Below are 26,368 nucleotides of genomic sequence, written 5' to 3' on the forward strand. Positions count from 1 at the left end.
CCTCGCGCGCCACCTCGGCAGGGGGCGGCGCGCGATCAGGCGGCGCTCGGCCGCTCAGGCTCAGAAGACGCGCTGGGCGACGTTGATCGAGTCCCCTGCCTGGAGGGGCACGTCGGGGATCTTGTTGTCGATGATGTCCTCGACCGAGACGACGGCGAACACCGTCTTCCCCTGGGACTTCCGTCGGATCGTGACGCGATCCTTGTTCGCGATGCTGTTGAACCCTCCGGCCATCGAGATGGCGCGGAGCAGCGTCATGCCGGGCTGGAGCGGCAGGGACCCGGGCTTCTGCACCTCACCGAGCACCTCGACCCGCTTCGAGTTGTACTCCCGGATGCTCACGCTCACGCTCGGATCGGTGAGGATCTGCCCCTCCATGAGCTTCGCGCGCACGAGCTCCGCGAGCTCCTGAGGCTCGAGGCCCGCGACCTTGAGCCGCTTCACGTAGGGGAAATCGACCGTCCCGTCCGGCGCGACCGTGAACGTCGAGGGCAGCTTGTCCTCGCCGACGATGCGGAGCTCGAAGACGTCGCCGACACCGATGGTCGTCGCCTCCACGGGAGGCGGCAGGTTCACCGGCTCAGGCTGGCGCGACGAGCAGGCGGAGATCGCCAGCGCGAGCAGGGCGGCCAACCACCGACCAGGACGCCGCATCACATGAACCAACGCACGCCAAGGTAGGCCTCGAACTGCTGCCAGCCAAGGGAGTTGTTCGCACGAACGAGTTCGCCGGTCGCTCCGTCACGCTCGGTGGTCGAGAGCGAGGTGCTGCTGACGTTGTTGCCGTACCGAACGGTCGAGTTGATCCCCAGCGAGTCCCCGATCCGGTACTCGCCGAACAGCGAGGCATCGATGCGGACATCCGTCCAGGCCGGCTCTGGCTCGATGGTGCCGAGCCCCGGCGCGCCCGTGTCGCCGGACCCCGGGATGGCGGGATAGACGAGCGCCGCCACGCCGCCGTCGAGGATCACCAGGAAACGCCCGCCGAAGAAGTAGGTCAGCTTGAGGTAGCCGCGATCGCGCTCGAAATAGGTCGAGAGAAAGCTGTCATGAAAGTCGCGCGTGAAGCCGGCCGACAGCGAGGAGAGCGCGAGCGTCGCCGCCGCCGGATCCGTGGACGGGTTCGGCGTCAAGAACCACTTGAGCTCGAATTGACCGATGACGCTGTCGAAGTCGTTCACGACATCGACCTGACCCTCCGACGAGTAGAAGCTCGCGCCCCAGCCGGCCATCGCGAGCAACCCGAACGACGGTGTCACGAGGCCGTTGAGCCCGATCTGCGCGCGAAGGGGGTGAGAGGAGCGCTGGATGGTCGGGTTGGGGTAATTGACGAACCCGAGGGACGCATCGTAGATGAGCGCGGTGCGCGGCAAGAACCGCCAGCGGCCCCGCGTGCGGATCGAGTGGTGCAGGTTCGTCAGGCCGCTGAACTCATCGACCTCGAAGAACGTGCCGAGGAAGCGGTACCCCAGCCGCCAGTCGAGCAGCCCTCCGCCCGGCGTCCACACGAGCTCCGCCCCCGCGTCGGCGTTGATCCGCCGGAAGCTCTGGTTGGAGATCCCCAGATCGGAAGACGCGATGGTCCGGCCGAGCGACCCGTCGAGGACCACGGACCACGGGCGCTGGGGCAGGATGGTCAGCGTGGCGTCGAGCAGGCCGCCGACGTTCCTCTGCTCGCTCATCCGTTCCTGCCCCCTCTCCATGCCGGAGACCGGGAAGAACTCGTCGTAGGTCGCCGAGATGCCGCCGCGGAACTCGACGTCGGGCGGGGGCGCGCCGGGCGACACCTCCTGGCGCTGCTGGCTGAGCGTCGAGAGCGAGAAGGACGGCGTTATCCGGAGCCGCATCGAGCCCACAGGCCCGACGTCATCCGAGCCCGCCTGGTCGTCCTCGGCCCTGCGGAAGAAATTGGAGTCATAGCCGAACTCCGCGGCGATCCCCGGATGAAGCTCGAGATCGCCGGCGCGTATCCCGATGCCCTCGGTGTAGCGACGATCCTTCAGCCAGGGTTGATCCTGAGCGGAGGAGAGCGCCGGGGACAGGGTGATTGTGAATACGGCAGCGGCTATGGTGTCACGAAGTTTCATCGCCTATTGGGCAGTGGCATCGAGAAAGGCTGGCGCCTACCTAAAACAGCTACTGCACGCAGGCGGCTCGATGATGATCTGATTGACGGGATACTCCGAAGGATCCTCCTTGGGGAGGTTCGGATCGATCGTGGCCGTGACGGCGCTGTCGCCGATGAAGCCGGCCTCCTGGCCGATGCATTGATTGGCCTCGGCGGTCAGCTGCTCCGTCCGCTGCCTCAGCACCGTCAGGATGGTGAACTCATGGTTGGAGAGATCGGCGTCGCGGCGGTTCACCGCGAGCTCCAGGCCCTGCCGCCGCTCGCGGGCGGAGCGGATGGCGACGTCGATCTGATTGAGCTTGTCGTTCAAGCATAACGTCTTCACGACGTCGCGCTGCGAACGGGCCGTTTCGAGCTGGCGACGAACCGACGTGCGGGAACCGTCCATCCGGGCGAGGAAGGTGTCGCTCTGCGCAAGCTGCTCAGCCGGGGATAACGTCACCTGCCGCGCAAGGCCCGCGGACGCATCCGGCGGAGGCGCCGTCTGCGCCTGCGCAGCGGCGATGCCGTGGCCGATCACGGCCGCGATCAACGCTGCTGCTGCAAGGCCGGGGATCTGTTCGCGCTTCATCGATGACCTCCGAAAGTCAGGCCCGCGGAGTATAGAGGCGGGCAGACGTAATTGTCAAAACGCAATGAGCATGCCGAGCAGGCAGCAGACGCCCGTCAGGTGAGTCCGTACGAGGTCTCCCCTGGTTTGGGTGCGCGGCGGAGGCGCGCCATTCAACTCGAGCAAAACGGGGCGGAGGCTGTCACCCTCGGCCCGGGTCGGAGTTCGGGGCTACTGGCTGACGAAGGTGACAGGGATCACCACCGTCGCGCCGCCGCCCTCGGGCGGCGCGAACTGCGCGCTCTGAACGCGCGCAACAACGCAGGAAATCACCGTCCCGGAGAGGTTGGAGCCGCCCGAGGGGCTCGCGGAGAGCACCTCGCCATTCGGGCCGATCTTCGCGGTGATCTTCACCGAGCCCTTCATGCTCGGATCTTCCTGGAGCCCTTTATTATAGCAACGGCGGAATCCGGCGGCCATCCCGGCGACGACCGAGGACGCGTTGGAGACGCTGCCGCCGGAGACGGCGGCGCCGCCGACCTGGGCGTTGCCGACCGGTCCCTTGACGACCTGCGTCGAGCCGGCCGTCGCCGGGCCGCTGGTCCCGGTGTTGCCGATGCTCGCGAGGCCGCCGCCGCCGGCCGCGCCGGGCCGCACCGTGCCGCCCCCGGCGCCGCCCATGTTCAACCCTGCCACAGCGCCCTTGCCGACGCCGGCGCCCGAGGCAGCCGCGTTCTCGAGCAGGCCGAGCGGCACGTCCCCCGAGCTCAGCACGTTGGCGGTCGCGTTCCCGCTCGAGTTGAGCGCGCCCAGCATCTGCATGTCGAGCTGCGCGAGCTCGTTCGTGAGCGCAGCCGCCTTGGCGTCGCTCATGCCCCCGGAGCCCTTCCCGGGCGCGGCGGCTGCCCCCTTGTTCCCGCTGCCGGCCGACGCCTTCGGGGCCTCGGCGACGGGCGCCGCCGTCGTGGCCGGCGCGTCGACCGCCTCCTTCGGCTGCTCGACCGGCAGCGGCGGAGGCAGCTGCTTCACGGACTCGAGCAGCTGCGCGACGTCGACCTCATCGTCGACGATCGGATCCATCCAGTCGGAGTAGATCGATCCGACGGCGCCAAAGTGGAAGAGGAACGAGAACGCCGCGATGATCGTGGTCGTCCAGTCGATATCGTTCGCGATCCCCGACTTCACCGAGACGGGCAGCTGCGGCTTCGGCTGCACCGGCGGCGGCGCGACGAACTGGAAGAGGAACGTCGTCTCTCCCACGACGATCTTGCCGCGCGCCTCCTCGGTGAGCTGGACCTGGTACGCCTGGGCGTTGCCGGTGGCCACGCGCTTCGCCGACGACTTGAGCGCGGCGAGGTCGGAGACGCCGGATTTGAAGGCGACCCGGCCGGTCATGCCGTCCAGGAAGTTGAGGAAATACTCGCCCCCGACGAGCTCGAAGAGGCGGAAGTTCGGGGGGATGCTCTTGCTCGGGATGACGAACAGGCTCTTCTCGCTCGGGCCGATGGTGACGTGGGTGCGCTGCTTGATGACGCGCTCCTCGATCACCGTCCCCTCCTGAACCAGGCCGATCCTGAGGACCTTCGGGCCAGTCGCCTGCGGGATCGCCCGCATGACCGCGGTCATCTGCCCAGGTTGCCCGGGGCGCGACGGGGTGGGGAGCGGGTGCTGCTGGGTCATTCCAAGGGCCTCCGAGAAAGGGGGGACGAAGCGGGGGCCGACGCTGACTGCGATCGGCAGGCGGAGCGGCGGCCCGAGGCCCGGAAGGCACGGCGCGGGCCGAGCCAGGGCCCGCGGGAGACGCGCTGCGCAGCTGACGACACCACCGGCGCGTGAGGGTACACGGACGCCGCGGGGTGGTCCAGGAGAGCGAGCGCGCGCGGGGCGCTCACGAGGGCGCGCGACGCGCGCGGCGCGGCCGCTCGGGGGTCGCCCCGGCGGCGCGGTCGAGCGGCCCCAGGGCGGCGTCGACGAGCGCGTCGATCGCCTCGCGCTGGCGCTCCGCGGCGGCGCGGCCGGCGCGGCCGGCCGCGGCCGACGCGATCGCGCCGGCGGCCCCCGCGCCGAGCACCAGCGCGAGGGCGGACGGCCCGGCCTGCGCGAGGTAGGACAACGTGGCCAGGAGCAACGCGCCGAGCGCCGACAGGCGCGCCGCGGCGGGAGGCCACCCGGCGGCGAGATCGAGCTGCTGCTCGACCTCGACGAGCAGATCGTTCGCCGCCGCGATCTTCGCGCGCGGGCCTTCGGCGGACATCACCGCGAGGGCGAGGCGGCGCTCCCAGCTCTCCGGCGGCGATCGCCTCGCCAGCTCGGGGAGCCTCGCCTCGCCAGGGAGGGCGCGGAGCGAGCGCGCGAGCGCCCTCGCGTCGCCCGAGGTCACGCGCGCGACCTGCCTCGGGTACCGCCACGAGACCGCCGCACAGGCGCCGCTCGCCGCGAGCGACAGCGCGAGGAAGAGCGCGGCGGACACCGCGGCCTAGAACGGCTCCTTGAAGATCGCCTGCTCGATGCGATCCAGGAAGGGCTGCCGCAGCTCGGCGAGCGTGAGCTTCGGCTGGATCCGGCTCACGTCCACGGCGGCGATGGGCTTCTGGATGCGGCCGGTGATCGTCACCTCCGCGAGCGTGATGACCCCGCGCTGCTTGCCCTTCTCCTGCGCGCCGGCGCGGTCGCCGTGGCAGAGGATCGCGAGCAGCACCGAACCGAGCGCGAGTGCCTTGTACATGCTCATGGTCTCCTCACCTGCTGGTCGCGGCGTCGGCGGCGACGCCTCCGTCCGCCTCCGCGGCGGGCGGCGTCGGTGTCGCGGGCTGCGCTGCGGCCGCCGCCGCGTTGAGCTCGCCCTCCTTGAGCTTGGCGCGGTTCAAGAGCTCCTCCGAGTCGTCGCGCTGGCCCTTATTGCGCAGCTCCTGGAACTTGGTGAGCGACTTGATCGCCTCCGCCACCTGCTGCTTGGGCGTCATGCCGGGGACGCTGGGGGCGAACAGATAGAGCAGGCCGAGGTCGTAGTGGACCTGCGGCAGGTTCGGGTTGCGGGCGAGCACCCAGTCGAACTCGCGCTTCGCGTCGGCGTAGCGCTCGAGCAGGCGGTACGCGTCCCCGAGGTTGAGGTGCGCGGCGAGGTGCTCGGAGTCGAACCGGACGGCGCCCTCGAGCAGCGGCAGCGCTTCCTGGGCGTTGCCCGCCTCGAGCAGGAACGTCGCGAGCTGGACGCGCGCCTCGACGAGGTCGGGGCGGCGCGCCACCGCCTTGCGGAACTCCTCGATCGCCGCGGCGCGTTGCCCCTGCTCCCGGTAGATCAGGCCGCGGAGCAGCAGCGCCTCGGCGTTGTCCCTGTCGCGCGGCGGGTTCTCGCTCACCGGCTCGAACCCGTCCAGGATCGCCTGGAGCGCGTACAGGGCCAGATCGAGGCGCCTGTTCCGGTAGTGATCGCGGGCGATGATGACCATCGCCGGCCGGTAGTCCGGGTTGATCTTCAGCGCCTCCTGCGCGATGCGCTGGGCCGAGCCGGAGTCCTTCTGGAGCGACTTGATCTCCGCGAGCGTCGCGGCGACGGCCGCCGACTTCGGCATCTGGCCGCGCTTCTCGTTGAGGAGCCGCTCGGCCTCGCCGAGCTGGTCCTTCCGGGCGAGCAGCATGGCGTACGCGATGATGGCGGGCTCGTAGTCCGGCACGATCGTGAACGCCTGGCGGTAGCTCGCGCCGGCGGCCCCGTCGCGCAGCCGCTCCTGCACCACGCCGAGCGAGTAGAAGGCCTGGTGCGCGCGCGGATCGGCCTGCGTCGCCTGCGCGAACAGCGCCCGCGCGTTCGCGAGGTCGCCGCTCGCGAAGGCCTGCAGGCCGCTCTGATAGAGCGCCGCCGCCCGGCCGTTCATGGCCGGGTGCGCCGCCTGGGCCGGCTGATCGTACGGACGTGCCGAGCTCGGCGCATCGTTCATACCGTACGGCAAGGGCTGGCCGGGCGGCTGGGGAGCGCCGACGGGCCCGGGCTGGGTGGGCGCCTTGGGCGGCGGCGTCGCCTCGTCGCCGCAGGAGACGGCGGCGAACGGCGACAGGACGGCGAGCAGGCTCGCGAAGGCGGCGGCGTGGAGGCGGCGCTTCATGGAACGACCGGCAGGGGCAGGGGGAGGCCGTCCGGCGCGAGCGGCGGGGTCATGCCGGGCCGCGTGCGCAGGAAGAGGCCATCCTTGTATTCGAACGGGCGCTTCGTCTCGGGGTCGATGATCCCCTGGCTCCACTCGCGGAGCTTGGCGTCGCCGAGGATGTCGGTGAAGAACGCGAGCCGCTGGATCGCTTGGTCCACGGCCGGATTCCGCACCTTCCACGCCTTCGCCCAGACCACGGACTCCACGTAGAACTTGACCATCGCCTTGTCGGCGTCGTTGAGGAGCCGCTCGCGCGCGGCGCGCCACTGCTCGCGCCGGTTCTGGCGGAGCGCGTCGGCCGTCTCCTGGAGATCCTCGCGATCGCTCGTCTCGGCGAGCTTGAGCAGCTTCTCTTCCTTGTCCGTGTAGAGCTTGAGGCCCGGCGGACGGGCGTTGTAGAGGCCGGTGCGGCAGGAGTCGTAGAGCGATCCCTGCCGCGCGCGGGCGGCCACCGACCAGGGCCGCGACTCGTAGGCGGTGATGACCTCCTGGAGCTCCTTCCAGTACCGGTCGTTGGCCTTGGCGACGTCGGCCTCGAAGGCGCGCTTCACCTGGTCGATGACGCCCTCGTAGCGGTGGTGCCCCGTGTCGTAGTCGAACTCGGCCTTGACGCGCTCGTCGATGGCCTTGTAGGCGCACTCCGCCGCCATGTCGGCCTGCACCGACCCGAGGACCTTCGTCTTGTCGGCGGCGGTGGTCCGGAAGGACGTGAACGCGTTCGTCGTGTTCTTGCACCAGTCTCGCGCCTTGGGATCGCCGCCGGCGGCGCGCATCTTGGACGCGTGGTAGGCCGCCTGGACGACATACCCGCTCGCGGCCGGGTTGTTCTTGTTGGCCGCGTAATAGGCCTCCATCGACTGCGACGCCTTGAGGCGCGCGGCGCGGTTCGGGCCGTCATCGGGCCCCTGCTCGTCCCACGCCTTCAGGTCCGCCGACGCGACGAGGAAGTCGATGTCGGCCTTCTGCTCGGGGGGCGGGTTCAGGCTCATGAAGGTGGCGCGCGAGGCGGCCATCTTGTCGCGCTCCCCGATGTTCGCGTAGAGCAGCACCGAGTTCCGGGCCGCGTCCCGGCGCGCCGCCTGCTCGAACCGCGTGTTGCGGGCGATGGTGTCGTAGGTCTCGGCCGCGCTCCGGTAGTTGAAGAAGAGGACGTACGCGGCGGAGAGCGCGTCGTACGCCTGCTTCAGGTACTTCACCCGCTCGGCGTACCGCTTCGGGTCGGGGTTCTTCGGGGGGTTCGCCTCCGGGTCTCCCTTCTCGAGCTTCGCGAGGTTCTCCTCGTTTCCGTACTCCTTGATGAACAGGGAGTACATCGCGATGGCCTGGTCGTAGTCGCCGACCTGCTTGTAGCAATAGGCCCCGTTCATGGCGGCCTCCGGCGCCTCGTCCCGGGCCGGCGCCTTCTCGAGCGCGACCTTGTACAGGGCCGCGGCCTCGCGCCAGGCGGCGATGCGCGCTGGGCCGTCCGGCATCTTCTCGGCCTTCTCGAACGCGCGCGCAGCGTCGATGTAGTAGCCGCGGGAGATCGTCGGCCGGGCGATGTCGCCCTCCTTCAGCTTCTGCTCCTCGCTGACAGCGCAGCTCCGCGTGAGCGCCGCCTCGGCGAGCTTGCGGCTCTGCTCGACGTTGTTCTCGAGGTTCGACATCGTCGTGAGCCGCTCCCACGCCTTGTAGCCGAACTCCGTCTTGCCGCACTGCTCGTTGTAGATGGGCTCGAGCCGCCGCCGCGCCTCGGCGAACTGGCCGTACAGGAAGTAGTAGTCGGCCGCCTGGAACGCGTAGAGATCGATGTTCCTCGGGGCGTCGAGCGCCGGGGGGACGCGCTGGATGTACTCGTCCCGCGCGGTGACGTTGGCCTGGACCTCCGGCGGCAGCGGCTCGGCGATCACGCGCTGCTGGTCGCCCTCGCCGACGATCTTGACCTTGTCGCGCGGCTCGATGCCCTCGGCGCCGTTCGTCCGCTGGAAGGTCTTGTGCCGGTCCAGGAGCGCCTGGTGGGCCGTGTCGACCACCATGTACGCCGCCGGCTGCAGGTACTTGTCGTCCTCGTTGGAGTCCCGCACGCTGATCGCGGCGCGCCTCGCCACCTCGACCTCGTCCCGCGTGGGCGAGCGATCCATCGCGACCGAGATCACGACGATCATGTGGTGGGCGTCCGCCAGCCAGTAGCGGCTCTCGTACGCGTCGGGGGCGTTCTCGTCCTGGCTCAGGTAGCCGGCCCAGCCCTGCGCGGCGAGGCGGTACTCGCTGAGCGCCCGCTCGAAGATCGGGTCGCGCGACTCCTTCTCGCCGGTGCTCAGCGCCTGCTGCACGAGGGCGCTGCCCGCGTTCGTGTGGTCGGCCGCGGCCCGGCGGAGCCCGCCGCGAACCAGCCGCTCGGCGGTCTGGATCGCCTCGGGATCGTCCTTGTTGGCCTCGACCCACGGCGTCATACCCACGTACTGGGCGAGCTTCGTGCGCGCCTCGAGCGCCTTCGCCGAGTTCAGCGCCCGCTCGGCCGTCCCCTCGCGCGACTGCGACGTGAGCGTGTCGTAGATGTCCGCGATCTGGTTCTGGACCACGGGCGCGTCGCGGTGCATCGGCCACTTCTTGAGGAGGATCTCGCTCACCTCGATCGTGTTGCGGTACTGGTTGAGCTCCTTGAACTCCAGCGCGAGCGCCTTGTAGATCTCGACCGTCCACTTCTCGTCCTGCGGGATCAGCTTGGGATCCTGGACGCGCTCGATGGCGATCCGCATCTTCTGCTCGGCCATCCGGGGGTCGGTCTCGACGTCGAGGACATCGTTCCTCGGGACGTAGGGCTCATCCGGCCCAGGCCCGACGAAGTCGAGGTACGTGAGCGAGCCGGCGATGTAGGTGTATGCTTCCGCGCGGAAATCCGCGCCGGGATCGCCCGTGAGCTTCTCCTGTTCATCGGTATAACGGAGCAGCTCGATGAACTGGCGTACCGACGTCTCGTACCGCTGCTGCTTGAAGTACGTCCACGCGAGCTTGTACATCGCGACGCCGTGGACGGGGGGCTTCTTGTACTTGATCGACTGGCGGTACGCCGACTCGGCCCTGTTGTAGTTGAACGGGCCGCCGGCGCGGTCGATCTCGTTGAAATGGTAGTCGCCGATCTGCCACCAGACCTCGGCGATGTAGCGGGGCTCGGCGCCGAGCGCCGTCTTCTGCGGGATCGGCTGGCACTCGTCCGGGTAGGGGTTGACGTAGCTGGTCTCGTCCTCGACGGCGGCCGCCTGCGCCTTGCCCTGCCTGCGGGCGGGCTGGATGGCCCGGTTGCGCGGCGTCGGGCCGATCGGCGTCGGGTGGCGCGCCTCCCAGCCGGTCCAGTAATCCGGGTCGTGGTCCTGGGGGAGCGCGCCGACGGTGTCGCGCGCCGGGTCCTTCGGGTCGGGCGCGACGGGATAGGGATACCTGTTGTGGCAGACGAGCGAGCGCCACACCTGCTGCGCCTCGGGGAACCGGGCGGAGTCGTTCAGCGCGTGGCCGAGGTAATAGTAGATCCCGGCGAGCTCGCGGTACTGCGGGAACTCGCCGATCACGCGCTTGTAGAGCGCGATCGCGGGGAGCAGCGCCGCGCTGAGGTCGTCGCTCACGTCGGTGTCCGTGCGGGCGCGCTCCTCGTAGAGCGCGGCCAGGCGGAACATCGCGTCGGGGGTGTTCTCCGGGTGGGCGTTCGGGCCGCTATAGCGCTGGACGAACACCTCCAGCCGGCGGATCGCCTCTTCCCGGGCGTCGCGCAGCCCCTTCTTCTCCGTCTCGATCTCCCGGTCGAGCGCGGAGAGGATGCGGCGGCGCCGATCCTCGTAATGGTGCTGCACGATGCGGGTGATGGCGCTCCGGTAGTCGCGGGCCGCCTTCTCGTAGGCGGCCGCCTCCTTCTCGAGCGCGGCGAGCGCGGCGAGCTGCGCGGGCGTGGGCGGAGGAGGAGGCGGCGCCTGCTTGCGGCCCGTCGACATCGGCGGCGCGAAGGAGGGCACCACCGGGGCCGCCGCAGGGGCGGGGCTGGACGCCGCAGGAGCCGAGGCGCCGGCCGCCGCAGGGGGTGCGGCCCCAGCTGCCGCAGGGGGCGTGGCGCCTGCCGCCGCAGGGGACGTGGCGGTCGGCGCCGCGGCGGGGACGGCGGACGTGGCCGGCGCGGGTGGACCACCCGGCTGGGAGAGCGCGAGGGGCGCGACCGCCAGCACCAGGGCGAGGCTCGCGAAGCCGAGCGCGCCGCGCGGGCGACGGCGCCCGACGCGCGCGACGCCGAGCAGACCGCCCGCGGCTCCGGGCACGAGGATCCGCGCCTCCGATCCAGCGCGCAGTGCCTCACGGATCTGCGGCGCGCTCGCGCCGCCATGCTCCTTGCTCACTTCTCGTCCTCCGGATCGCCGCTGTCGTCGAGGACCTCGTCGAGCTCCTCCTTGAGGAGCCGGTCCTCCCGGGCGCGCTCGACCTGCAGGCTGCGAACGCGCGTCATCTGCTCCTCGCGCACCTCCCACGCCTCCTCGGTGATGCCGACGTCGGCGCGCAGGATGATGTTCTTCAGCCGGTCGCGGACGAGGCCGAAGTTCCGCATCGCGACCTCGCCGACCACGAGGCGCGCCTCCCTGTCGAGCGCCTCGAGCTGCACCGAGTAGTGCACGACGCTCGCCGTCTCCCGGCTGACCGTCTGCCGGAGGCCGGCGGACCGCTGCGCGACCTCGGCCTCGATCTCCCGGAGCGCCGCCTCGACCCGCGCGTCCGCCGCGTCGCCGGCGCGGAGCACCGGCGTGATCCGCCGCGCGTACGCCGCGAGATCCTGGCCGCCCGCGCCCGCCGACGCGAGCTCGACCTCGCGGGTCAGCGCGTCGCGGTAAGCCCTCCGCACCTGCGCGTCCTCGATGAAGCGCTGATCGCCGAAGCCGACCTGCACGCGGCCCGCGCTGACCTGCCGGCGGAGCACGTCCGACTGCTGGCGGTAGCCCGCGAGGTCGCGCTCGTTCTGCGCGAGCTCGTGCTCGAACCGGGCGATGCTCGCGGGATCCCGGACGACCCCGGCCTGCGGCCCCTCCCGGAGCACCCGCCGGAGGCCGTTGATCGTCGCCTGCAGCGTGTCCATCTGCAGCGTCAGCTGCTGGAGGCGCTGCGACTGGGTGTTCCACTGCCGGATCGCCTGCGTCTCGCGCTCCATGAAATCGGCGTCCGTGACGGGCACCTGCGCGAGGCGCTTCTCCAGCGCGCGGCGCCGCGCGCGCACGCTCCCGATCTCGCCGGAGAGCGAGCCGTCCTCGACGTCATCCATGCCCTGGCCCAGCGCGAGGCGCGCCAGCGCGACCCGGTTGAGCAGCGAGAGCGCCCGCTCCTCGCCGGCCTTGAGCTCCGGGAACGCGCGCACCCGGTTGGGCGAGCTGAGCACGGCGTTCAGCTTCTCGATGAGCTCGTTGGACTGCTTGATCAGATCGCGGCAGAGGTTGATGTCGTCGATCACCGCGAACGCCGCCGGACCGTCCTCCGCCTCGCGCGCCCACTGGACCGCGAGCGGCGGGAGCGAGACGTTCGTGTCGAGCGCCTCGAGCTGCTCCTGGCTGAGCTTGTCGTAATAGACGGCGGGATCGCTCGTCGAGCCGAGGAACGCGTCCACGCGCGCGCGCATCGGGTCGTAGGTGGCGCGCACCCCCTCGTACACCTTCAGCGCCTTCTCGAAGCGGCCGGCGCGGAGCATCAGGTCGCCGCGGAGCAGCGAGCCGTCCGCGATGTTCTGGCTGTCGGGCTCGGCGATGGCGAGGATCTCGAGCGATCGCTGGGCGCGATCCACGTCGCCCAGGCGCACGTACACCCAGGCGAGCTCGTAGAGCATGGTCCCGAACTCGGGCGAGACGCGATCGATGTGGCCGTACGCCTGCACCGCCTGCGCCCACTGATCGGCCTCGTAGAAGAGCCGCCCGATCGCGAGCCACGAGAGGTCGATCACGCGCCGGTGCTCCGGGGTGTCGGGCGGCAGCTGCGTCACCTTCTGGAACAGGTCGATCGCGGCGACGTAGCGCGTCTTCGGCACGGCCGGGGGCGCCTCGCCCTCCTTGAGCGGCTCGGCCGGAGGCGTCGCCTCCTTCACCGCGATCAGGCCGAGCAGGTACCTCGCCTGGTGGAAGTACTCGCTCTGCGGGTCGACCGCCCCGAGCGCTGCCTTCGCGCCGCCGAAGTCCCGCTTCACGTACAGGCCCTTGCCGCGCGCGTACGAGAGGGCGCTGCCCGCCGCGGCGGACGGGACGTTGTTCATCGACGCGAAGACGGCGTCGAGGGCATCGTAGTCCTTGATGCGGAGGCAGATGTCCACGAGCCGGCCGAGCGCCTTCGCCTGGTAGGCGGCGAAGCGCGGCTCGGAGCCGCTCGCGACGATGCGCAGGAAGACGCGGCGGGCCGAGAGGTACTGCTTCGATCGGAAGTACGTCTCGCCGAGCATCGCGAGCGCGTCGGGGAACGCGGTCGGATGATCGGGGTACTTCTCGATCACCTGGTTCAGCACGTTGGCCGCGCGCTCGTAGTCCCTCGATCCCATCAGCAGGGCGGCGTCCGCGATGCGCTGCGCCGGGGAGCGCTCCTCGCCGCGCGACTTCTGGATGGCCGCCTGGACGGCGCCGAGCTGCGAGGAGACGGTGCTGATCTGCTGCGACGCGCTCGTGTAGGCGCGCTCGGAGTCCAGCGCCCACGCGCCGCCCGGGGCCGCGGTCGTGGCCGCGCCGAGCGTGAGCAGGCCAAGCAAGGCAGGGAATACCCGCGATCCGGAGTCCCAGGTCATGACGACTTGTCCTAACGAGCTCGATCCTACTGGCCAGCTACTTACTACCCGCGGCGGCCGGCTGCCCGGAGGCATCCGAGAGGCCGCTCACGATCTTCTCGACGAACCGCACGGCCGGGCGCTCCTCGAGCGGGGTCGTGACCCCGCCCTTCTCGAACGCGACGGCCTGGAGGTTGATCGTCTTCCCCTCGACCGCCGTGAACGAATGGCTGGAGCGCACCTCGAAGCGGTAGCCGCGCAGGTAGGAGAACACCCCGTAGCCGTTGCCCTGCAGGTTCACGAGCACCTGGAGGGTGTGATCCCCGGGCGGGACGGAGCCGTTGAAGATCGGGATCTCGGTCTGCTCCGCGAGCGCGCCGGACTGGTCGGTCTTGTTGTACTGGACGGCGCCGTCCAGCACGATCAGCACGCGGGTCACGCGGAACGCGGTCGACAGCTCGTTGTTGAACCGGATCGAGGCCCGCGAGCCGGCGCCGCCGCCCGAGAGGATCGTGTCGCTGAGGAGCGAGAGCCGCGTGTGGCTGCGGCGGATCTGCTCCTTGAGCTCGTCGATGCGCTGCTCCAGATCGCGCAGCCGCACCGCGTAGGTGGGGCCGTCCATCGGCGCGGCACCGGCGCCGGCGCCGGGCGCTGCGGTCGTGCCGGCGCCGGGCGCCGTCGTCGCGGTCGTGCCGGCGCCGGGCGCCGTCGTCGCGGTCGGCGCTGCGGTCGTGCCGGCGCCGGGCGCCGTCGTCGTGGCCGGCGCTGCGGCCGCGCCGGCGCCGGGCGCCGAGGCCGCGCCAGCGCCGGGCGCCGAGGCCGCGCCAGCGCCGGGCACCGAGGCCGCGCCAGCGGCGGGCGCTGTCGACGCGGCGGGCGCCGCAGCGGCGGCAGGGGGAGCGGCTTTGCCCGTCGCGCCGCCCGGGCTCTGCGCGAAGACGGGCATGGCCATCAAGAAGGAGGCCGCCACCCCCGCAGCCAGCATCCTGTTAAGTCCCATCGAAAGGTAACCTCATGGTTTTACCCTCGTCGGAGAGGGGGGCGACCTCACGCCCGGTGCGGGGGAGTCTAGTGGCGGCGGGCTTCCGAGCGCAACGACCTGGACAGCGTTCGCCACCCAGGCGATGCACCAGGTCCTGCGACGGCGCGGGGCGCGACAGCATGCTGCCAGGATCGTGCTGACGCCTTCGTACGGCGCGCACCGACGGCCCGCGCCGTCCAGCCGAGGGCGCGCTGCCCCCGCGCAGCCGCGCCGCCCGAGGGCGCGCCGGCGCCGGCGACGGCGACCGCGCGCTGCCGCCGGCGCGAGCGCCGCTCCGGCGCGGCCCTCCTCGGCGGCAGGCGAAGGGGGCTCGCTCGCTCGGGGGCGGATCCGCTAAGGTGCGCTTGTGTCAGGGGAAGGAGAGCGCCTCAGATCTTCGAGCCGCGCTGCGCGTCCGATCCGGCGTCGCGGTCGTCGCCACGAACCCCCCGTCGCTCGGGCCGCCGAGGGAGCTCCGCAGTGGCTCGGCCGCTCCGGGAGCTAGAATGGTCCCGATTTCTCGAGAGGAGGTCACGGACGAGGCCCTGATGATGCGTTTTCAGGGCGGGGACCGCGCCGCGTTTGCCGGGCTCGTCCGGCGGCACAAAACTCCCATCTACAACTTCATCCTGCGGCAGGTCCGCGGGCCTGCGGTCGCCGAGGATCTGGTGCAGGATGTGTTCGTGAAGATCGTGCAGAGCGCCTCCGACTTCAAGCACGAGGCGAGGTTCACCACGTGGGCCTACGCGATCGCGCGCAACGTCTGCATCGATCACCTGCGCAAGATGTCGCTCCGGCGCCACCCATCGCTCGATCAAGCCTCCGGCGACGGCGGCGACGGGCCCACGCTCGGCGAGCGGACCGCGGATCCGGCCCCCCGCGCGGCGGTCGACCGGGTCGCGATCGGGACCGAGATGGGGCAGCTCATCCTGCGCGCGGTGGAGGGCCTGCCGCACGAGCAGCGGGAGGTCTTCCTGCTCCGGGAGATCGGGCACGTCCCGTTCAAGGACATCGCCCAGATCGTCGGGGTGCCCGAGAACACGGTGAAGAGCCGCATGCGCTACGCCCTCGAGCGCCTCCAGGAGGCCCTCTCGGAGTACGAGGACTACGCGAGGGCGCTGCGCTAGCGCTCCGGAGTCGAGCTGTCTATGGACTGCGAGAAGTTCGATCAGCACGTGATGGACGCGCTCTACGACGAGCTCGACGAGCTCACGTACGCGGCCATGAAGCGGCACATGGACAGCTGCGCGCGGTGCGCCTCGGCGTTCGCGGGGCTGCGCGCGGCCCGCGACGTCGGCGCGCTGCCGCTCGAGGAGCCGAGCGAGGACCTCGAGGCGCGGATCCTCGACGCGGTCGAGGTCGCGCAGAAGAAGACGCCGTTCCGGCGCAAGGCGCTCCGGGCGCTGGCCTGGGCCGGGAGCCACGCGATGCGGCCGCAGCTGGCGATGGCGGCGCTCTTCGTGCTCGTCATCGGCTCGAGCTTGCTGCTCCTCCGGCCGAAGACGGGCATGGCGCCCGTGCGGGTCACCGAGTGGGGTCAGCCCGCGTCGGAGCAGATCGAGCCCCCGAGCGCCGCCGCGCCGACCGCCTTCGCCGCCCCCGCCCCGGAGGAGGGCGAGGGCCGACGCGCGGCCGAGGCGAAGGCGAGCGAAGCGCCGCGGCCGGTCGACGCAGCGAAGGAGAAGGGCGAACGCCCGAGCGGAGATGCCGAGGGCGGCGCGGTCGCCGCGTTCCGGGAGGCGCAGGCGCTGCAGCGCAAATCGGGCTGCTCGGCCGCGCTCGGCAAGCTCGACGAGGTCGGGGCGCTGTACCCGGGCACGTCGGCCGCGCACGCCGCGATGTGGGAGGCGGCCCAGTGTTACCAGCAGGCCGGGGACACCGAGAAGGCGCGCGAGTTGCTGCTCGCGCTCCGCTCGACGAAGACCTACAGCGACCGCGCCGAACGCGCGATCCAGACCCTCGACGGGAGCCTGGCCGCCGCGCAGGCGCAGAACGCCGCGCCGGCGACGGTCGGCCGCGCCGCGGCGAAGCGCACCATGCCGGCGGCGGCGGCGCCGCCGCCGGCGAGCGCGCCCGCCGCCAGCGCAGCCCCGGGCTTGGCCGACGCTCCGCCGCCGGCCGAGCCCGCCGCGGCCGAACGCCCGAGCGAGGCGTTCGACGCCGCGCGCTGACGGGCCCCTGCGTCAGTTCGATCGCACCGGCGCGTCGCGGAGGTAGGCGATCGTCCTGATCGTGCCGACGATTCGCTCGCGGTCGTCCGGTGTGAGATCCACGAAGCGGATCCCCATGCCGGGGTTCGGGTTGTCGTGGAGGGGGCGCACCTCGTTGATCCACTGCACCGTTCCCTCGAGCACGTACGAGCCGTCCGCCCCCGGCGGCGCGAAGCGGAGCGTCAGCCGCGTGCCGATCGAGAGGGGCTGCGTCGTGCGGACGAAGATGCCCATCTCCGAGATGTTCGCGATCGAGGCATAGAGAAAGGTGTCATCGGTCTCGCAGTCCACGAGCCACGTGACGTCGATGCGCTCCGACGAGCGCCGGTCGAGCGAGTCCGGGTCGGGGGCGTCGCACTCGGCCTCGTCGGCGTGGTGCGAATCCCCGTAGGCGCCGGTCTGCGCGCGGGGTGCCGAGGAGGGGCCGCCATGCATGCCGGGCGGATGGTTCGAGTTACCACGTCCCCCGCTCATGATCCTGCGACTAGCCGCTTTCCGCACGCGCGTCGAGGGCGCTCGATGAGGAGCAACGCCCGATCTCGCCGTCGGGGTGCGACCTCAGCGGCGCAGCGCACGCGGCGCCGCGGCCGCGGGGCGCCCCTTCCCCATCGGCGGCGGCTCAACGCACGCGGACCACGCCCCCGCGAATGCGATTTTCGTGCGCGGGACCACGCGTCACCTCGAAGCGCGCGTCGCCGGAGAAAAAACCGAAGTACAGCGTGTAATCGCCCGGGGTGAAGTTGGGCTCGAGCTGGAACGTGTGATCATCCACGAGGATATCGCCCGGTTGCCACAGGCTCAGCGGGTAGCGCCCCTCGAGCACGGGATGGTCGCCGTTGTAGCGGCGCTGGAACCCGTCGATGTGGACGAACATCTTCCAGTTGCCGACGACCGGGCGGTGGACCCGGAAGTAGGTCCGGAGGTGATAGGTCTTCTGAGGGATCACGCTCGACACCTTCCGGCCGTCGTCGTCCGTCAGCTCCCAGCCGAGCACCTCCAGCTGGTCCTCGAACATCGCGTCGATCGGGCTCGCGGGCGCGGGGGGCTCGTCGAGCACGACCTGGGCGAGCCAGCTCTGGTTGGGGCGGTCGCCGAGCTCGTTCGAGGCGAGGAGGATCTGGCTCGAGCGGCCGTCGAGCACCGGCAGGTTGCGCTCGTAGCGCTCGCGGAAGAGGCTGTTCAGCTTCGGCAGCTCGTCGGCCTTCACGACGAGCCACCGGCGCGCTGCGGGGGCGGGGTCTCGCGCGGCCGCGTCCTCCCCGGCGGAGGTGGTGAGCCACGCGAACGCCGCCGCGGCGTCGCTGAACGAGGCGACGTCGCCGCCCTGGTAGTAGGCCGCGGCGCGGCTGCGGACGCCCAGCGTCGCGAGCGGCTCGCCGGGCTTGCGCAGCGACTCGTAGGACTCGAAGACCTCCTTCGGCGAGAGCTGGGCGGCGAGGGCCGGGTAGTACCAGAAGCTCAGGAGGGAGCCGGCGACGAGGCCCGCGAGCAGCGTGCCGAGGGCCCGGGGCACGGCCGCGCGCGCGACGACGAAGCGGAACGTGTCGCGCGCGGCGATGAGCAGCGCGGGGCCCGCCGCGAGCAGCAGCGGCAGCGCCCACCAGGCGTTCACGAAGGCGGCGGCGACGTGGTTCGGCATCCTCGCCACGGGCGCCCACCCGATGCGCTTGCCGATGAAGAGCATCGCGCCCACGCCGACGAGCGCCGCCTCGAGGACGATCAGCAGGAAGAGCAGGTTGCCGCTCCAGATGCGGGCGAGCGCCGCGGCGCCGTCGCGGTAGTCGCCCGCGAGGCGCCGCGCCCAGGCCGGGAGGCTGCGGTCGATCTGGCGCGGCTGCTCCTCGAACCAGGTGAGCGCCACGAGGCCGGCGAAGGTGAGCAGGACGAGGCGCATCGCCGAGGCCGCTTCGGCCTCGAAGCTCTTCGGGAAGATGGGCTTGTCGACGGAGAAGACGCTGAGCGCCCGGTCCGGCGAGAGGAGGAAGTCGCGGTAGAGGACGAAGGCGAGCACGGCGCAGCCGACGGCGAGCGCCCGCGACGAGGGGGCGCCGCGCTCGAGGTCGCGGATCGCGAGCGCGGCGACGGCGGCGAGGAGCGCGGGGCCGCTGAACGGGAGCGCCCCGGCGTGCGGCGCGAGCAGCGCGAAGGCGCCGTAGGCGAGCGCGGACGTGACGACGAGCGCGATCCGGACGCCGGCCTCGCGACCTTCGCCGGAAGCGACCTCCGCGTCCCCTTGCGGCTCGGGGGCGCGGAAGAGCCTGCCGATGGCGAACGGCAGGAAGGCGCTCCACGGGAAGAGGGCGTGCCCGAGCTGGCGGATCGTGAGATCGAAGGTGGACTCGACCGGCGGCTTCTTCAGGAGCGCGACGCCGAGGTCGCGGGGGAGCGGCGCGCCGGCGCTCGACCCCGCGAGCACGAGGAGGCCCTTCGCCGCGGCGGCGAGGCCGAGCAGGAGCGCGGCGGCGCCCGCGACGTCGCCCAGCGTGAGCCGCGGGCGCTCCGGAGCGGGCCACGCGCCGGACGTCCGGAGCACGATCCAGGTGAGGCCCGCGCCGAGCGCGGGGACGGCGACCCCGATCAGCAGGCCGCGGCTGAGGTAGCCGGCGGCGAGGCCGAGCGCCGCCACGGCGAGCCACGCCGCAGGCGCGACCAGCGCGCGGCCCGGCCCGCGGCGCGCGCCCTCGAGCAGCGCGCCGGTCAGCCCGCAGAACGCCATCGCGAGCGCGGCCATGGTGACGATGTCGCCGAGCATCGTGCGGGCCTGCATCACGTAGAGCGGCATCGTCACGAGCACCGCGACGGCGTACACGCCGGCCTTGCGATCGACGAGGCGCGCGAGGAACTCGTGGAGCGCGAGCGCGCCGGCGAGGCCCCACAGCGCGAGCGGGAGGCGCCCGGCCCAGTCGTGCAGGCCGAACAGCCGGAAGCCGAGCGCCATCGAGGTGAACCCGAGCTCGCCCATCCGGAGGTCGGTCAGGGTCGGCAGCGCCCCGGGGGCGTCCGCCAGGTCGAGGCCCCGCGCGCCGAAGACGTGGATGGCGACGCGGCGGGCGAGGTCGGCATTGTCGAGCTCGTAGGGATCCCAGATGCCGCTCGTGCCGAGGAGCGGCAGCAGCGCGAGGGCCGCGAGCGCGAGGGCGGCGAGCCGCGCCGGGCCGCCGCGCCAGGCGCGCGCGGCGCCGCCGCCGGGCCGCTCCGCGGCCGGCGCGCCGCCGGCCCGGAGCGGGCCCTCCTCACGGGGCGGCGCCTCGGCGTGCGGCGGGGCTTCGCCCGCGTGCGGCTCGAGGACGGCGGGCGGGGCTCCGTGATGTGGGTCCCCTCGGTGGACGCTCGACATGCGAGGCATCCCCTTACCGCCTTCGCGCGCGCGTGACCACGGATCGCAGGGAAGCGTTTGTAGCCACCCGTGTCGTCTGCTATCGCGCGGCGGTGGTGAAAGGCCCTTCCAAGAGCGCGCCCCGAGGCGTGAAAGCGCGCCCGCATGCGCCGAAGCCGTCCCCGGCCGCCGGAGCTCCCCGTCCGGCGGCGCGAGGCAGCCGCCGGGCGGAGCAGCCGGATCAAGAGCCCCGGACAGGTGATGTGACGAGCTCGCCGGCGCGCGAGGCGCCGCCGCGGGAGCGGAAGCCACTCGCCGCCGAGAGGTCGCGGCGCGCGAGCCAAGGCGGCGGCGCAGGGCCGGCCGCCGAGCGCCGCGGCGCAGGCCCGGCCGCCGGACGGGGCAGCGCCAGGCCGGCCGCCGAGCGCCGTGGCGCAGGGCCGGCCGCTGAGCGCCGCGGCGCAGCGAGGACCGCCAAGCGGACCGCTGCGCCGCGCTCACCCGACGTGGCCCGCGACCCGGCGGAACGAGACGCCCGCCCGGGCGAGGGCGGCGCCCCCGCGGAACGAGACGCCCGCCCAGGCGAGGGCGCAAAGAAGCGCTCGGCCCCGAAGCCGGCGGCGAGCGCGCGAGGCGGCGGGAAGCCGCGGAGCGCGCAGCAGAAGAGGAAGAGCGCCGGGCCGAGATGGACGGAGGAGGCGGACGCCCCCCAGCAGAAGCGGTCCGGGCGGGTGGCCCTGGTGGGACGGCCGAACGTCGGCAAATCCACGCTGCTCAACGCGGCGCTCGGCCACCCGCTCGCGATCGTGTCGCCGACGCCGCAGACGACGCGCGACGCCATCCTCGGCGTCGTGCACCACGGCCCGGCCGAGATCGCGCTGCTCGACACGCCCGGCCTGCACCGGCCTCGCACCGAGCTCGGGCGCGTGATGAACCAGGCCGCGCGGGAAGCCGCGCGGAGCGCCGACGTGATCGTGTTCGTGACGGAGGCGCCGGATCCGGCGCGCCTCCGGGGAGGCGCCACGAAGGACGGCGAGCCCGCGCGGCCGCTCGCGCCGCACCCGGGCGACCTGACGCTGCTCGCGGACCTGGGGAGCGAGGCGCCGGTGGTGCTGGTGCTCAACAAGGTGGACCGGATGCGGGACAAATCGCAGCTCTTGCCGCTGCTCGAGGCGCTCGCCAAGCTCCGGGAGTTCGCGGCGGTCGTCCCGATCTCGGCGCTGCGCGACGACGGCGTGCAGCGCGTGCTCGACGAGGTGGCGAAGCTCTGCCCCGAGGGCGAGTGGGGCTTCGCGCCCGACGAGCTCACCGACAGGCCGACGCGCTTCTTCGCCGCCGAGTACGTGCGCGAGCAGATCCTCCGCGCGACGAAGGAGGAGGTGCCGCACGCGAGCGCGGTGCAGATCGAGCGCTACGTCGAGCCGACCGGCGGCGGCGCGCTGCACATCGACGCGACGATCCACGTGGAGCGGCCCGGGCAGAAGAAGATCCTGATCGGCGCCGGGGCGGAGCAGCTGAAGCGGATCGGCACGCAGGCCCGGCTCCGGATCGAGGAGCTCGTCGGGCGGCAGGTGAACCTCAAGCTCTGGGTGCGGGTGACGCCGGCGTGGCGCGAGTCGCTGGAGCGGCTGGAAGAGCTCGGTTACAACAAGGGAGAAGCCTCGTGAGCGCGGCAAAAGCAGCTCGTCCCAGACCGACGAAGCGCGGCGAAGCAGCCGCCGGAGGTGGCGTCCGGGCCCCCAGAAAGGCGGGGAGTCCCGAGCGGAAGGCCGCCGGCGCTCCCGCCAAGAGCGGCGGCGCTGCCAGGAAGGCCGCCGGCGCTCCCGCCAAGAGCGGCGGCGCTGCCAGGAAGGCCGCCGGCGCTCCCGCCAAGAGCGGCGGCGCTGCCAGGAAGGCCGCCGGCGCTCCCGCCAAGAGCGGCGGCGCTGCCAGGAAGGCCGCCGGCGCTCCCGCCAAGAGCGGCGGCGCCGCCGGCAAGGGCGCCGCGTCTGCCGCCAAGGCGGCCGTCGGCTCGACGAGGCGCGGCGCCGAGGCGCCCAGCAAGAACCGCGTCGCCTCGCGACAGGGAGGCCGCAACGCCGAGGAGGAGCGCGAGGATCTCGCGGCGGCGCCGGAGGACGGCGCGCTCGACGACGGCGCGCTGGACCCGGAGGCGCTCGCGGCGGCCGAGGAGGAAGCCGCGGACGAGGCGCCGCCGCCGCCGAGCCCCTCGTTCGGGATCGTGGCGCTCGTCGGGCGGCCCAACACCGGCAAGAGCACGCTGTTCAACCGGCTCGTCGGCAGGCGCGTCGCGATCGTGCACGACGAGCCGGGGGTGACCCGCGACCGCCACTACGCCGACGTCACCTCGCGGGGACGGCGGTTCACGCTCGTCGACACCGGCGGGTTCGATCCCGAGAGCGACGACCCCATGCGGCAGGGGATCAAGCGGCAGATCGACCTGGCCATCGCCGAGGCCGACGTGATCGTGTGCGTGCTCGACGCCGTGACGCCGGTCACGCCGTCCGAGCACGCGGAGCTCGGCCTGCTGCGCCGCGCGGGCAAGCCCGTGATCTACGTCGCGAACAAGGCGGACTCGTCGCGCGCCGAGGCGGAGGCGGCGGAGCTCTACCGGCTCGGCATGGAGCGGCTCATCCCGATCAGCGCCCTCCACGGCCGCGGCATCTCCGATCTGGAGATGGCCATCGAGGCGGCGCTGCCCAAGGAGCCCGTGGCGCCGGATGCGTCGGCCGAGGGCGCGCTCCGCGTCGCCATCGTCGGGCGGCCGAACGCCGGCAAATCATCGCTCGTGAACCGCATCACCGGCGAGGAGCGCATGCTGGTCGACGCGCAGCCGGGCACGACGCGCGATCCGATCGACACCCTCACCGAGCGCGACGGCAAGCGGTTCCTGCTCATCGACACGGCCGGCATCCGCCGCAAGTCGAAGGTCACCAAGGAGGACAGCGCCGTCGAGGCGGTCAGCGTGCTGCACGCGATCCGCGCGATGGAGCGGGCCGAGGTCGTCGTCCTGCTCTGCGACGCGGCCGAGGGCGTGGCCGAGCAGGACGCGAAGATCCTCGGGCTGGCGGTCGACCGGGGCCGCGCCATCGTGATCGGCCTCAACAAGGCGGATCTGCTCGACCGGAAGGCGCTCGCGAAGGCGGAGGAGGACGCCCGCGACAAGCTCTCCTTCGTGCCGTGGGCGCCGGTGGTGCAGGTGAGCGCGCGCAGCGGGCGCGGCGTGGCGAAGCTGGTCGAGACGGTGTCGCGGGTGGCCGACGCCTACCGGCGGCGCGTCCCCACCGGGGAGCTCAACCGCTTCTTCGAGCAGATCCTCCTGACGCACCCGCCGCCCACCCAGGGAGGGCGCGCGCCCCGCCTGTTCTTCGTCACGCAGGCCGAGACGTCGCCGCCCCTGTTCGTCGTCGTCGCGAGCGATCCCGAGAAGCTCCACTTCAGCTACCGGCGCTACGTGGCGAACCAGCTCCGGCAGACCTTCGGCCTCGAGGGCGTGCCGGTCCGCGTGAAGTACAAGGAGCGGAGGCGCCGAGGCTAGGCGCATCCGCCGCTGCAGCGCTCGGGCGCCCCTGCCGGGCGCGCCCCCCCTGACGGCCTCGCTCAGCGCGTCACGGCGCCTCGCTCAGCGCGTCACGGCGCCAGCACGTCGGCGATGCGCGCGAGGCGGGTGACGTCGTGAATGTCGTAGGGGAACGCCGGGACGTCGGCGCGGAGGCTGCCGCCGCTCTGCTCGTCCTCGAGCGCCGCCTCGAGGGCGATGAGGTTCAGCTGGTCGAGCTTGCCCATGCGGCTCTCGTCCGCGGCGGCCTGGAGCAGGCGCTCCGCGGCGCCGGGCGCGAGCGCGAGCCCGGTCCGGTCGAGCGCGGCGGCGATCTCGGCGGCGCCGGGGAGGTCGCCGTAGACCGGGTGGACGCGGTTCACCACGAACGCGTCGCGGCGCATCTGCTGGTCCCGCAGGCGCTCGGCGAAGTACAGCACCTCGCGCACGCAGAGAGGATCGGGCGTCGTGACGAGCACGTACGCCACGTCCGGGCCGCGCAGCGCCGCGGCCACGGCGTCGGCCCGCTGCTTCCAGCTGCCGAAGACCGCGTTCATCTCGCTGATGAAGCTCGCGATCTGCTCGAGGAAGCCGCTGCCGGTCAGCTTGCCGATGCCCCTCAGCACCGCGGCGGTCGAGCGCGCCAGCAGGTTGAGCGACAGCTTGCCGGAGCTCTGGAACGCCTGCACGAACCACCGCGTCGCCGCGCTGTCGATGGCGCCGACGAGCCGCTCGGGCGCGTCGAGGAAATCGAGCGCGTTCGCCGTCGGCGGCGTGTCGAGCAGGATGAGGTCGTAGCTCGGGTCGCTCCGCACGGCGTAGAGCTTCTCCATCGCCATGTACTCCTGCGTGCCCGCGAGCGACGTGGAGATGTACTTGTAGAGGACGTTGCCGAGGATCCGGTCGCGCTGCTGGGGCGACGGGGCGAGCGACTCGATCAGGCTGTCGAACGTCGACTTCGTGTCGAGCATCATCACCGTCATGGATCCGGGGACGTCGAGCCCCGCCCTGGCGAACAGCGCGGGCTCGATCGTCTGCGCCTCCGTCTTCATCGCCTCGAGCCCGAGGCTCTGCGAGAGGCGGCGCGCCGGATCGATCGTCAAGCAGAGGACGCGCTTGCCCCGGCGGGCCGCGGCGAGGCCGAGCGCCGCGGTGGTGGTCGTCTTGCCGACGCCGCCGCAGCCGACGCAGAGGATCACCCTGCGGGAGGCGAGCAGCGGGGCGAGGCCGGCGCCGTCCGCCCGGAGGGGCGCGGCGGCGGGCGCGGGAGATCGAGGGGGAGGGCCGGGCATGGCGCGCGACCGGAGGCCGCGGCCCCTTGTAGCACGAAGGGCAGCGGCCGCGCACGGCGGCGCCGGCGGGCGCTCAGGCCGCCGCGCGGAGGATGCGCAGGCAGCCCTCGGCCGCCCGCGCGATGGAGGCGCCGCGCTGCGCCGTGCCGCCGCGGCCGCAGAGCAGCACCTCGGCGCCCGCCAGGGAGAGGCTCTGGACCTCGACCTCCGCGCTGAGCGCGGCGATGCGCGAGCCGACCGCCGCGTTCTGCACGGCGTCCGGGTTGGCGAGGAGGGGCGCGTAGGCGGCGAGCTCCTCGCACGCCGGCCACGCGCCCGCCCCCGCGACGAGGCAGCCGCTGTCGTCCACCAGGACCACGACGTCGAGGTTCGCCTCGGTGCGGGTCGTCGAGAGCTGGTAATGCAGCGCGGTGATCGGATCGTCGCTGCGGCGGCGCCGCCGCTCGGAGGTAGGGGCGCCCTCCTCCAGGGACGACGCGCCCTCCCCCGCCGCCGGCGGCGCGCCCGGATCGATCGCGCGCCCTGCGCGGCCGCCCGCCCCGTCACCCTGCTGGCCTGCCGAGCAGCCGTCCGACCCGAGCTGAGGCATGAGCTGCTGGTTCGATAACGACAACGACACGAACACCTCCTCGACGCGAAGCATGGTCGTAGCGCGCTGGGGCGGCCAACTTTGCTAAGGTCGGATCCACCATGCGCGGCTTCATCGATCTCCACTGCCACTGGGTCGCGGGCATCGACGACGGAGCCCGCAACGTCGAGGAGAGCCTCGCGCTGCTCACCGCGCTCCGCGGCGCCGGGTTCGACACGGTGGTGGCGACGCCGCACATGCGCCCCGGGATGTTCGACAACACCCGGCAGAGCCTCCTGGCCGCCTACGACGCGACCTGCGCCGCGCTGCGCGGCGCGATCGATCCAGGCGAGCTGCCCGCCGTCGCCCTGTCGTCGGAGCATTTCTTCGACGACCTCGTCTTCCAGCGCCTCCTCGACGGCAGCGCCCTCCCCTACCCGGGCGGCCACGCGGTGCTCGTCGAGTTCCCGAACCGGAGCTTCCCTGTCCGGATCGCCGACCGGATCTTCGATCTCAGCCGCCGCAAGCTCCGCCCCGTCATCGCCCACCCGGAGCGCTACGACCCCGTCGCCGCCGATTTCACGTCGCTCGATCCGCTGCTCGACGCGGGCGCGGTGCTCCTCCTCGACGTCGCGGCGCTCACCGGCAAGTACGGCCGCGCCCCCCGCCGGACGGCCGAGCTGCTGCTCGAGGAAGGGTACTACTACGCCGCGTGCAGCGACGCCCACACCGCCAGGGACGTCCCCGAGGTGCGCGACGGCATCAAGGCCCTCTTCGCCCGGGTCGGCGAGGAGGAAGCGACGTTCATGCTCGTCGACGGCCCGCGCGCGATCCTCGAAGGGCGCGTCGACCCCTGAG

19 protein-coding genes are annotated in these 26,368 nt (G+C 72.4%); 5 read left to right on the forward strand and 14 right to left on the reverse strand.

The genetic code is table 11. The features are described 5' to 3' along the window. Positions 1–60 precede the first annotated feature (60 nt). From WMF43_RS33740 to WMF43_RS33785, 10 genes are all read right to left on the reverse strand, one after another. Positions 61–654: a polysaccharide biosynthesis/export family protein gene (locus WMF43_RS33740; RefSeq protein ID WP_437671033.1), complete on the reverse strand. Its 594-nt coding sequence runs from the start codon at positions 652–654 to the stop codon at positions 61–63. Continuing rightward, a complete protein-coding gene (locus WMF43_RS33745; RefSeq protein ID WP_437671034.1) occupies positions 654–2,087 on the reverse strand; it encodes a hypothetical protein in 1,434 nt (477 codons plus the stop codon). Before WMF43_RS33745 ends, WMF43_RS33740 begins: the two co-directional genes overlap by 1 nt. Positions 2,088–2,123: 36 nt before the next feature. Next, positions 2,124–2,699: a hypothetical protein gene (locus WMF43_RS33750; RefSeq protein WP_437671035.1), complete on the reverse strand. Its 576-nt coding sequence runs from the start codon at positions 2,697–2,699 to the stop codon at positions 2,124–2,126. 210 nt (positions 2,700–2,909) lie between these two features. Continuing rightward, the gene (locus WMF43_RS33755) at positions 2,910–4,358 is read right to left on the reverse strand and encodes an AgmX/PglI C-terminal domain-containing protein (protein ID WP_437671036.1); all 1,449 of its coding nucleotides are present in this window, start codon (positions 4,356–4,358) and stop codon (positions 2,910–2,912) included. 208 nt (positions 4,359–4,566) lie between these two features. Next, the gene (locus WMF43_RS33760; RefSeq protein WP_437671037.1) at positions 4,567–5,148 is read right to left on the reverse strand and encodes a hypothetical protein; all 582 of its coding nucleotides are present in this window, start codon (positions 5,146–5,148) and stop codon (positions 4,567–4,569) included. Positions 5,149–5,154: 6 nt separating this feature from the next. After that, positions 5,155–5,403 carry a hypothetical protein gene (locus WMF43_RS33765; protein WP_104984087.1) on the reverse strand — a complete coding sequence of 83 codons (249 nt, stop codon included), beginning with the start codon at positions 5,401–5,403 and terminating at the stop codon, positions 5,155–5,157. Positions 5,404–5,416: 13 nt separating this feature from the next. Then, positions 5,417–6,781 (reverse strand): tetratricopeptide repeat protein, encoded by a 1,365-nt coding sequence (locus tag WMF43_RS33770; RefSeq protein ID WP_437671038.1) that lies wholly within the window; start codon positions 6,779–6,781, stop codon positions 5,417–5,419. Continuing rightward, on the reverse strand, positions 6,778–11,181 hold the full coding sequence (locus WMF43_RS33775) for a tetratricopeptide repeat protein (protein WP_437671039.1): 4,404 nt from the start codon (positions 11,179–11,181) through the stop codon (positions 6,778–6,780). The genes WMF43_RS33770 and WMF43_RS33775 overlap by 4 nt, the downstream gene beginning before the upstream one ends. Further along, positions 11,178–13,586 (reverse strand): tetratricopeptide repeat protein, encoded by a 2,409-nt coding sequence (locus WMF43_RS33780; RefSeq protein WP_437671040.1) that lies wholly within the window; start codon positions 13,584–13,586, stop codon positions 11,178–11,180. The genes WMF43_RS33775 and WMF43_RS33780 overlap by 4 nt, the downstream gene beginning before the upstream one ends. Positions 13,587–13,623: 37 nt before the next feature. After that, complete coding sequence (locus tag WMF43_RS33785) at positions 13,624–14,565, reverse strand: hypothetical protein (RefSeq protein ID WP_437671041.1); 942 nt, start codon at positions 14,563–14,565, stop codon at positions 13,624–13,626. Positions 14,566–15,092: 527 nt separating this feature from the next. On the opposite strand from WMF43_RS33785, the gene WMF43_RS33790 reads away from it, so the two are divergent. Both WMF43_RS33790 and WMF43_RS33795 read left to right on the forward strand, forming a co-directional pair. Then, positions 15,093–15,713 carry an RNA polymerase sigma factor gene (locus tag WMF43_RS33790; RefSeq protein ID WP_104984092.1) on the forward strand — a complete coding sequence of 207 codons (621 nt, stop codon included), beginning with the start codon at positions 15,093–15,095 and terminating at the stop codon, positions 15,711–15,713. A 21-nt stretch (positions 15,714–15,734) separates the two neighbouring features. Next, positions 15,735–16,757 carry an anti-sigma factor family protein gene (locus WMF43_RS33795; protein ID WP_437671042.1) on the forward strand — a complete coding sequence of 341 codons (1,023 nt, stop codon included), beginning with the start codon at positions 15,735–15,737 and terminating at the stop codon, positions 16,755–16,757. Between the two features lie 12 nt (positions 16,758–16,769). On the opposite strand, the gene WMF43_RS33800 is transcribed toward WMF43_RS33795, so the two are convergent. Then, positions 16,770–17,231, reverse strand: coding sequence for a TIGR02266 family protein (locus WMF43_RS33800; protein WP_437671043.1), 462 nt, complete (start codon positions 17,229–17,231; stop codon positions 16,770–16,772). A gap of 184 nt (positions 17,232–17,415) precedes the next feature. Further along, a complete protein-coding gene (locus tag WMF43_RS33805; RefSeq protein ID WP_437671044.1) occupies positions 17,416–20,133 on the reverse strand; it encodes a glycosyltransferase family 39 protein in 2,718 nt (905 codons plus the stop codon). Positions 20,134–20,843: 710 nt separating this feature from the next. On the opposite strand from WMF43_RS33805, the gene era reads away from it, so the two are divergent. Both era and der read left to right on the forward strand, forming a co-directional pair. Next, complete coding sequence (gene era / locus WMF43_RS33810; protein ID WP_437671045.1) at positions 20,844–21,779, forward strand: GTPase Era; 936 nt, start codon at positions 20,844–20,846, stop codon at positions 21,777–21,779. Continuing rightward, positions 21,776–23,650 carry a ribosome biogenesis GTPase Der gene (gene der, locus WMF43_RS33815; RefSeq protein ID WP_437671046.1) on the forward strand — a complete coding sequence of 625 codons (1,875 nt, stop codon included), beginning with the start codon at positions 21,776–21,778 and terminating at the stop codon, positions 23,648–23,650. The genes era and der overlap by 4 nt, the downstream gene beginning before the upstream one ends. Positions 23,651–23,742: 92 nt before the next feature. On the opposite strand, the gene WMF43_RS33820 is transcribed toward der, so the two are convergent. Both WMF43_RS33820 and WMF43_RS33825 read right to left on the reverse strand, forming a co-directional pair. Further along, complete coding sequence (locus WMF43_RS33820; RefSeq protein ID WP_437671047.1) at positions 23,743–24,942, reverse strand: ArsA family ATPase; 1,200 nt, start codon at positions 24,940–24,942, stop codon at positions 23,743–23,745. Between the two features lie 73 nt (positions 24,943–25,015). Continuing rightward, positions 25,016–25,561: a hypothetical protein gene (locus tag WMF43_RS33825; protein ID WP_437671048.1), complete on the reverse strand. Its 546-nt coding sequence runs from the start codon at positions 25,559–25,561 to the stop codon at positions 25,016–25,018. A 71-nt stretch (positions 25,562–25,632) separates the two neighbouring features. On the opposite strand from WMF43_RS33825, the gene WMF43_RS33830 reads away from it, so the two are divergent. Next, positions 25,633–26,367: a tyrosine-protein phosphatase gene (locus WMF43_RS33830; protein ID WP_437671049.1), complete on the forward strand. Its 735-nt coding sequence runs from the start codon at positions 25,633–25,635 to the stop codon at positions 26,365–26,367. Position 26,368: the final 1 nt, after the last annotated feature.

The organism is Sorangium sp. So ce131, from assembly GCF_051519095.1.
In the GTDB taxonomy this organism is placed as follows: Bacteria; Myxococcota_A; Polyangia; order Polyangiales; family Polyangiaceae; genus Sorangium.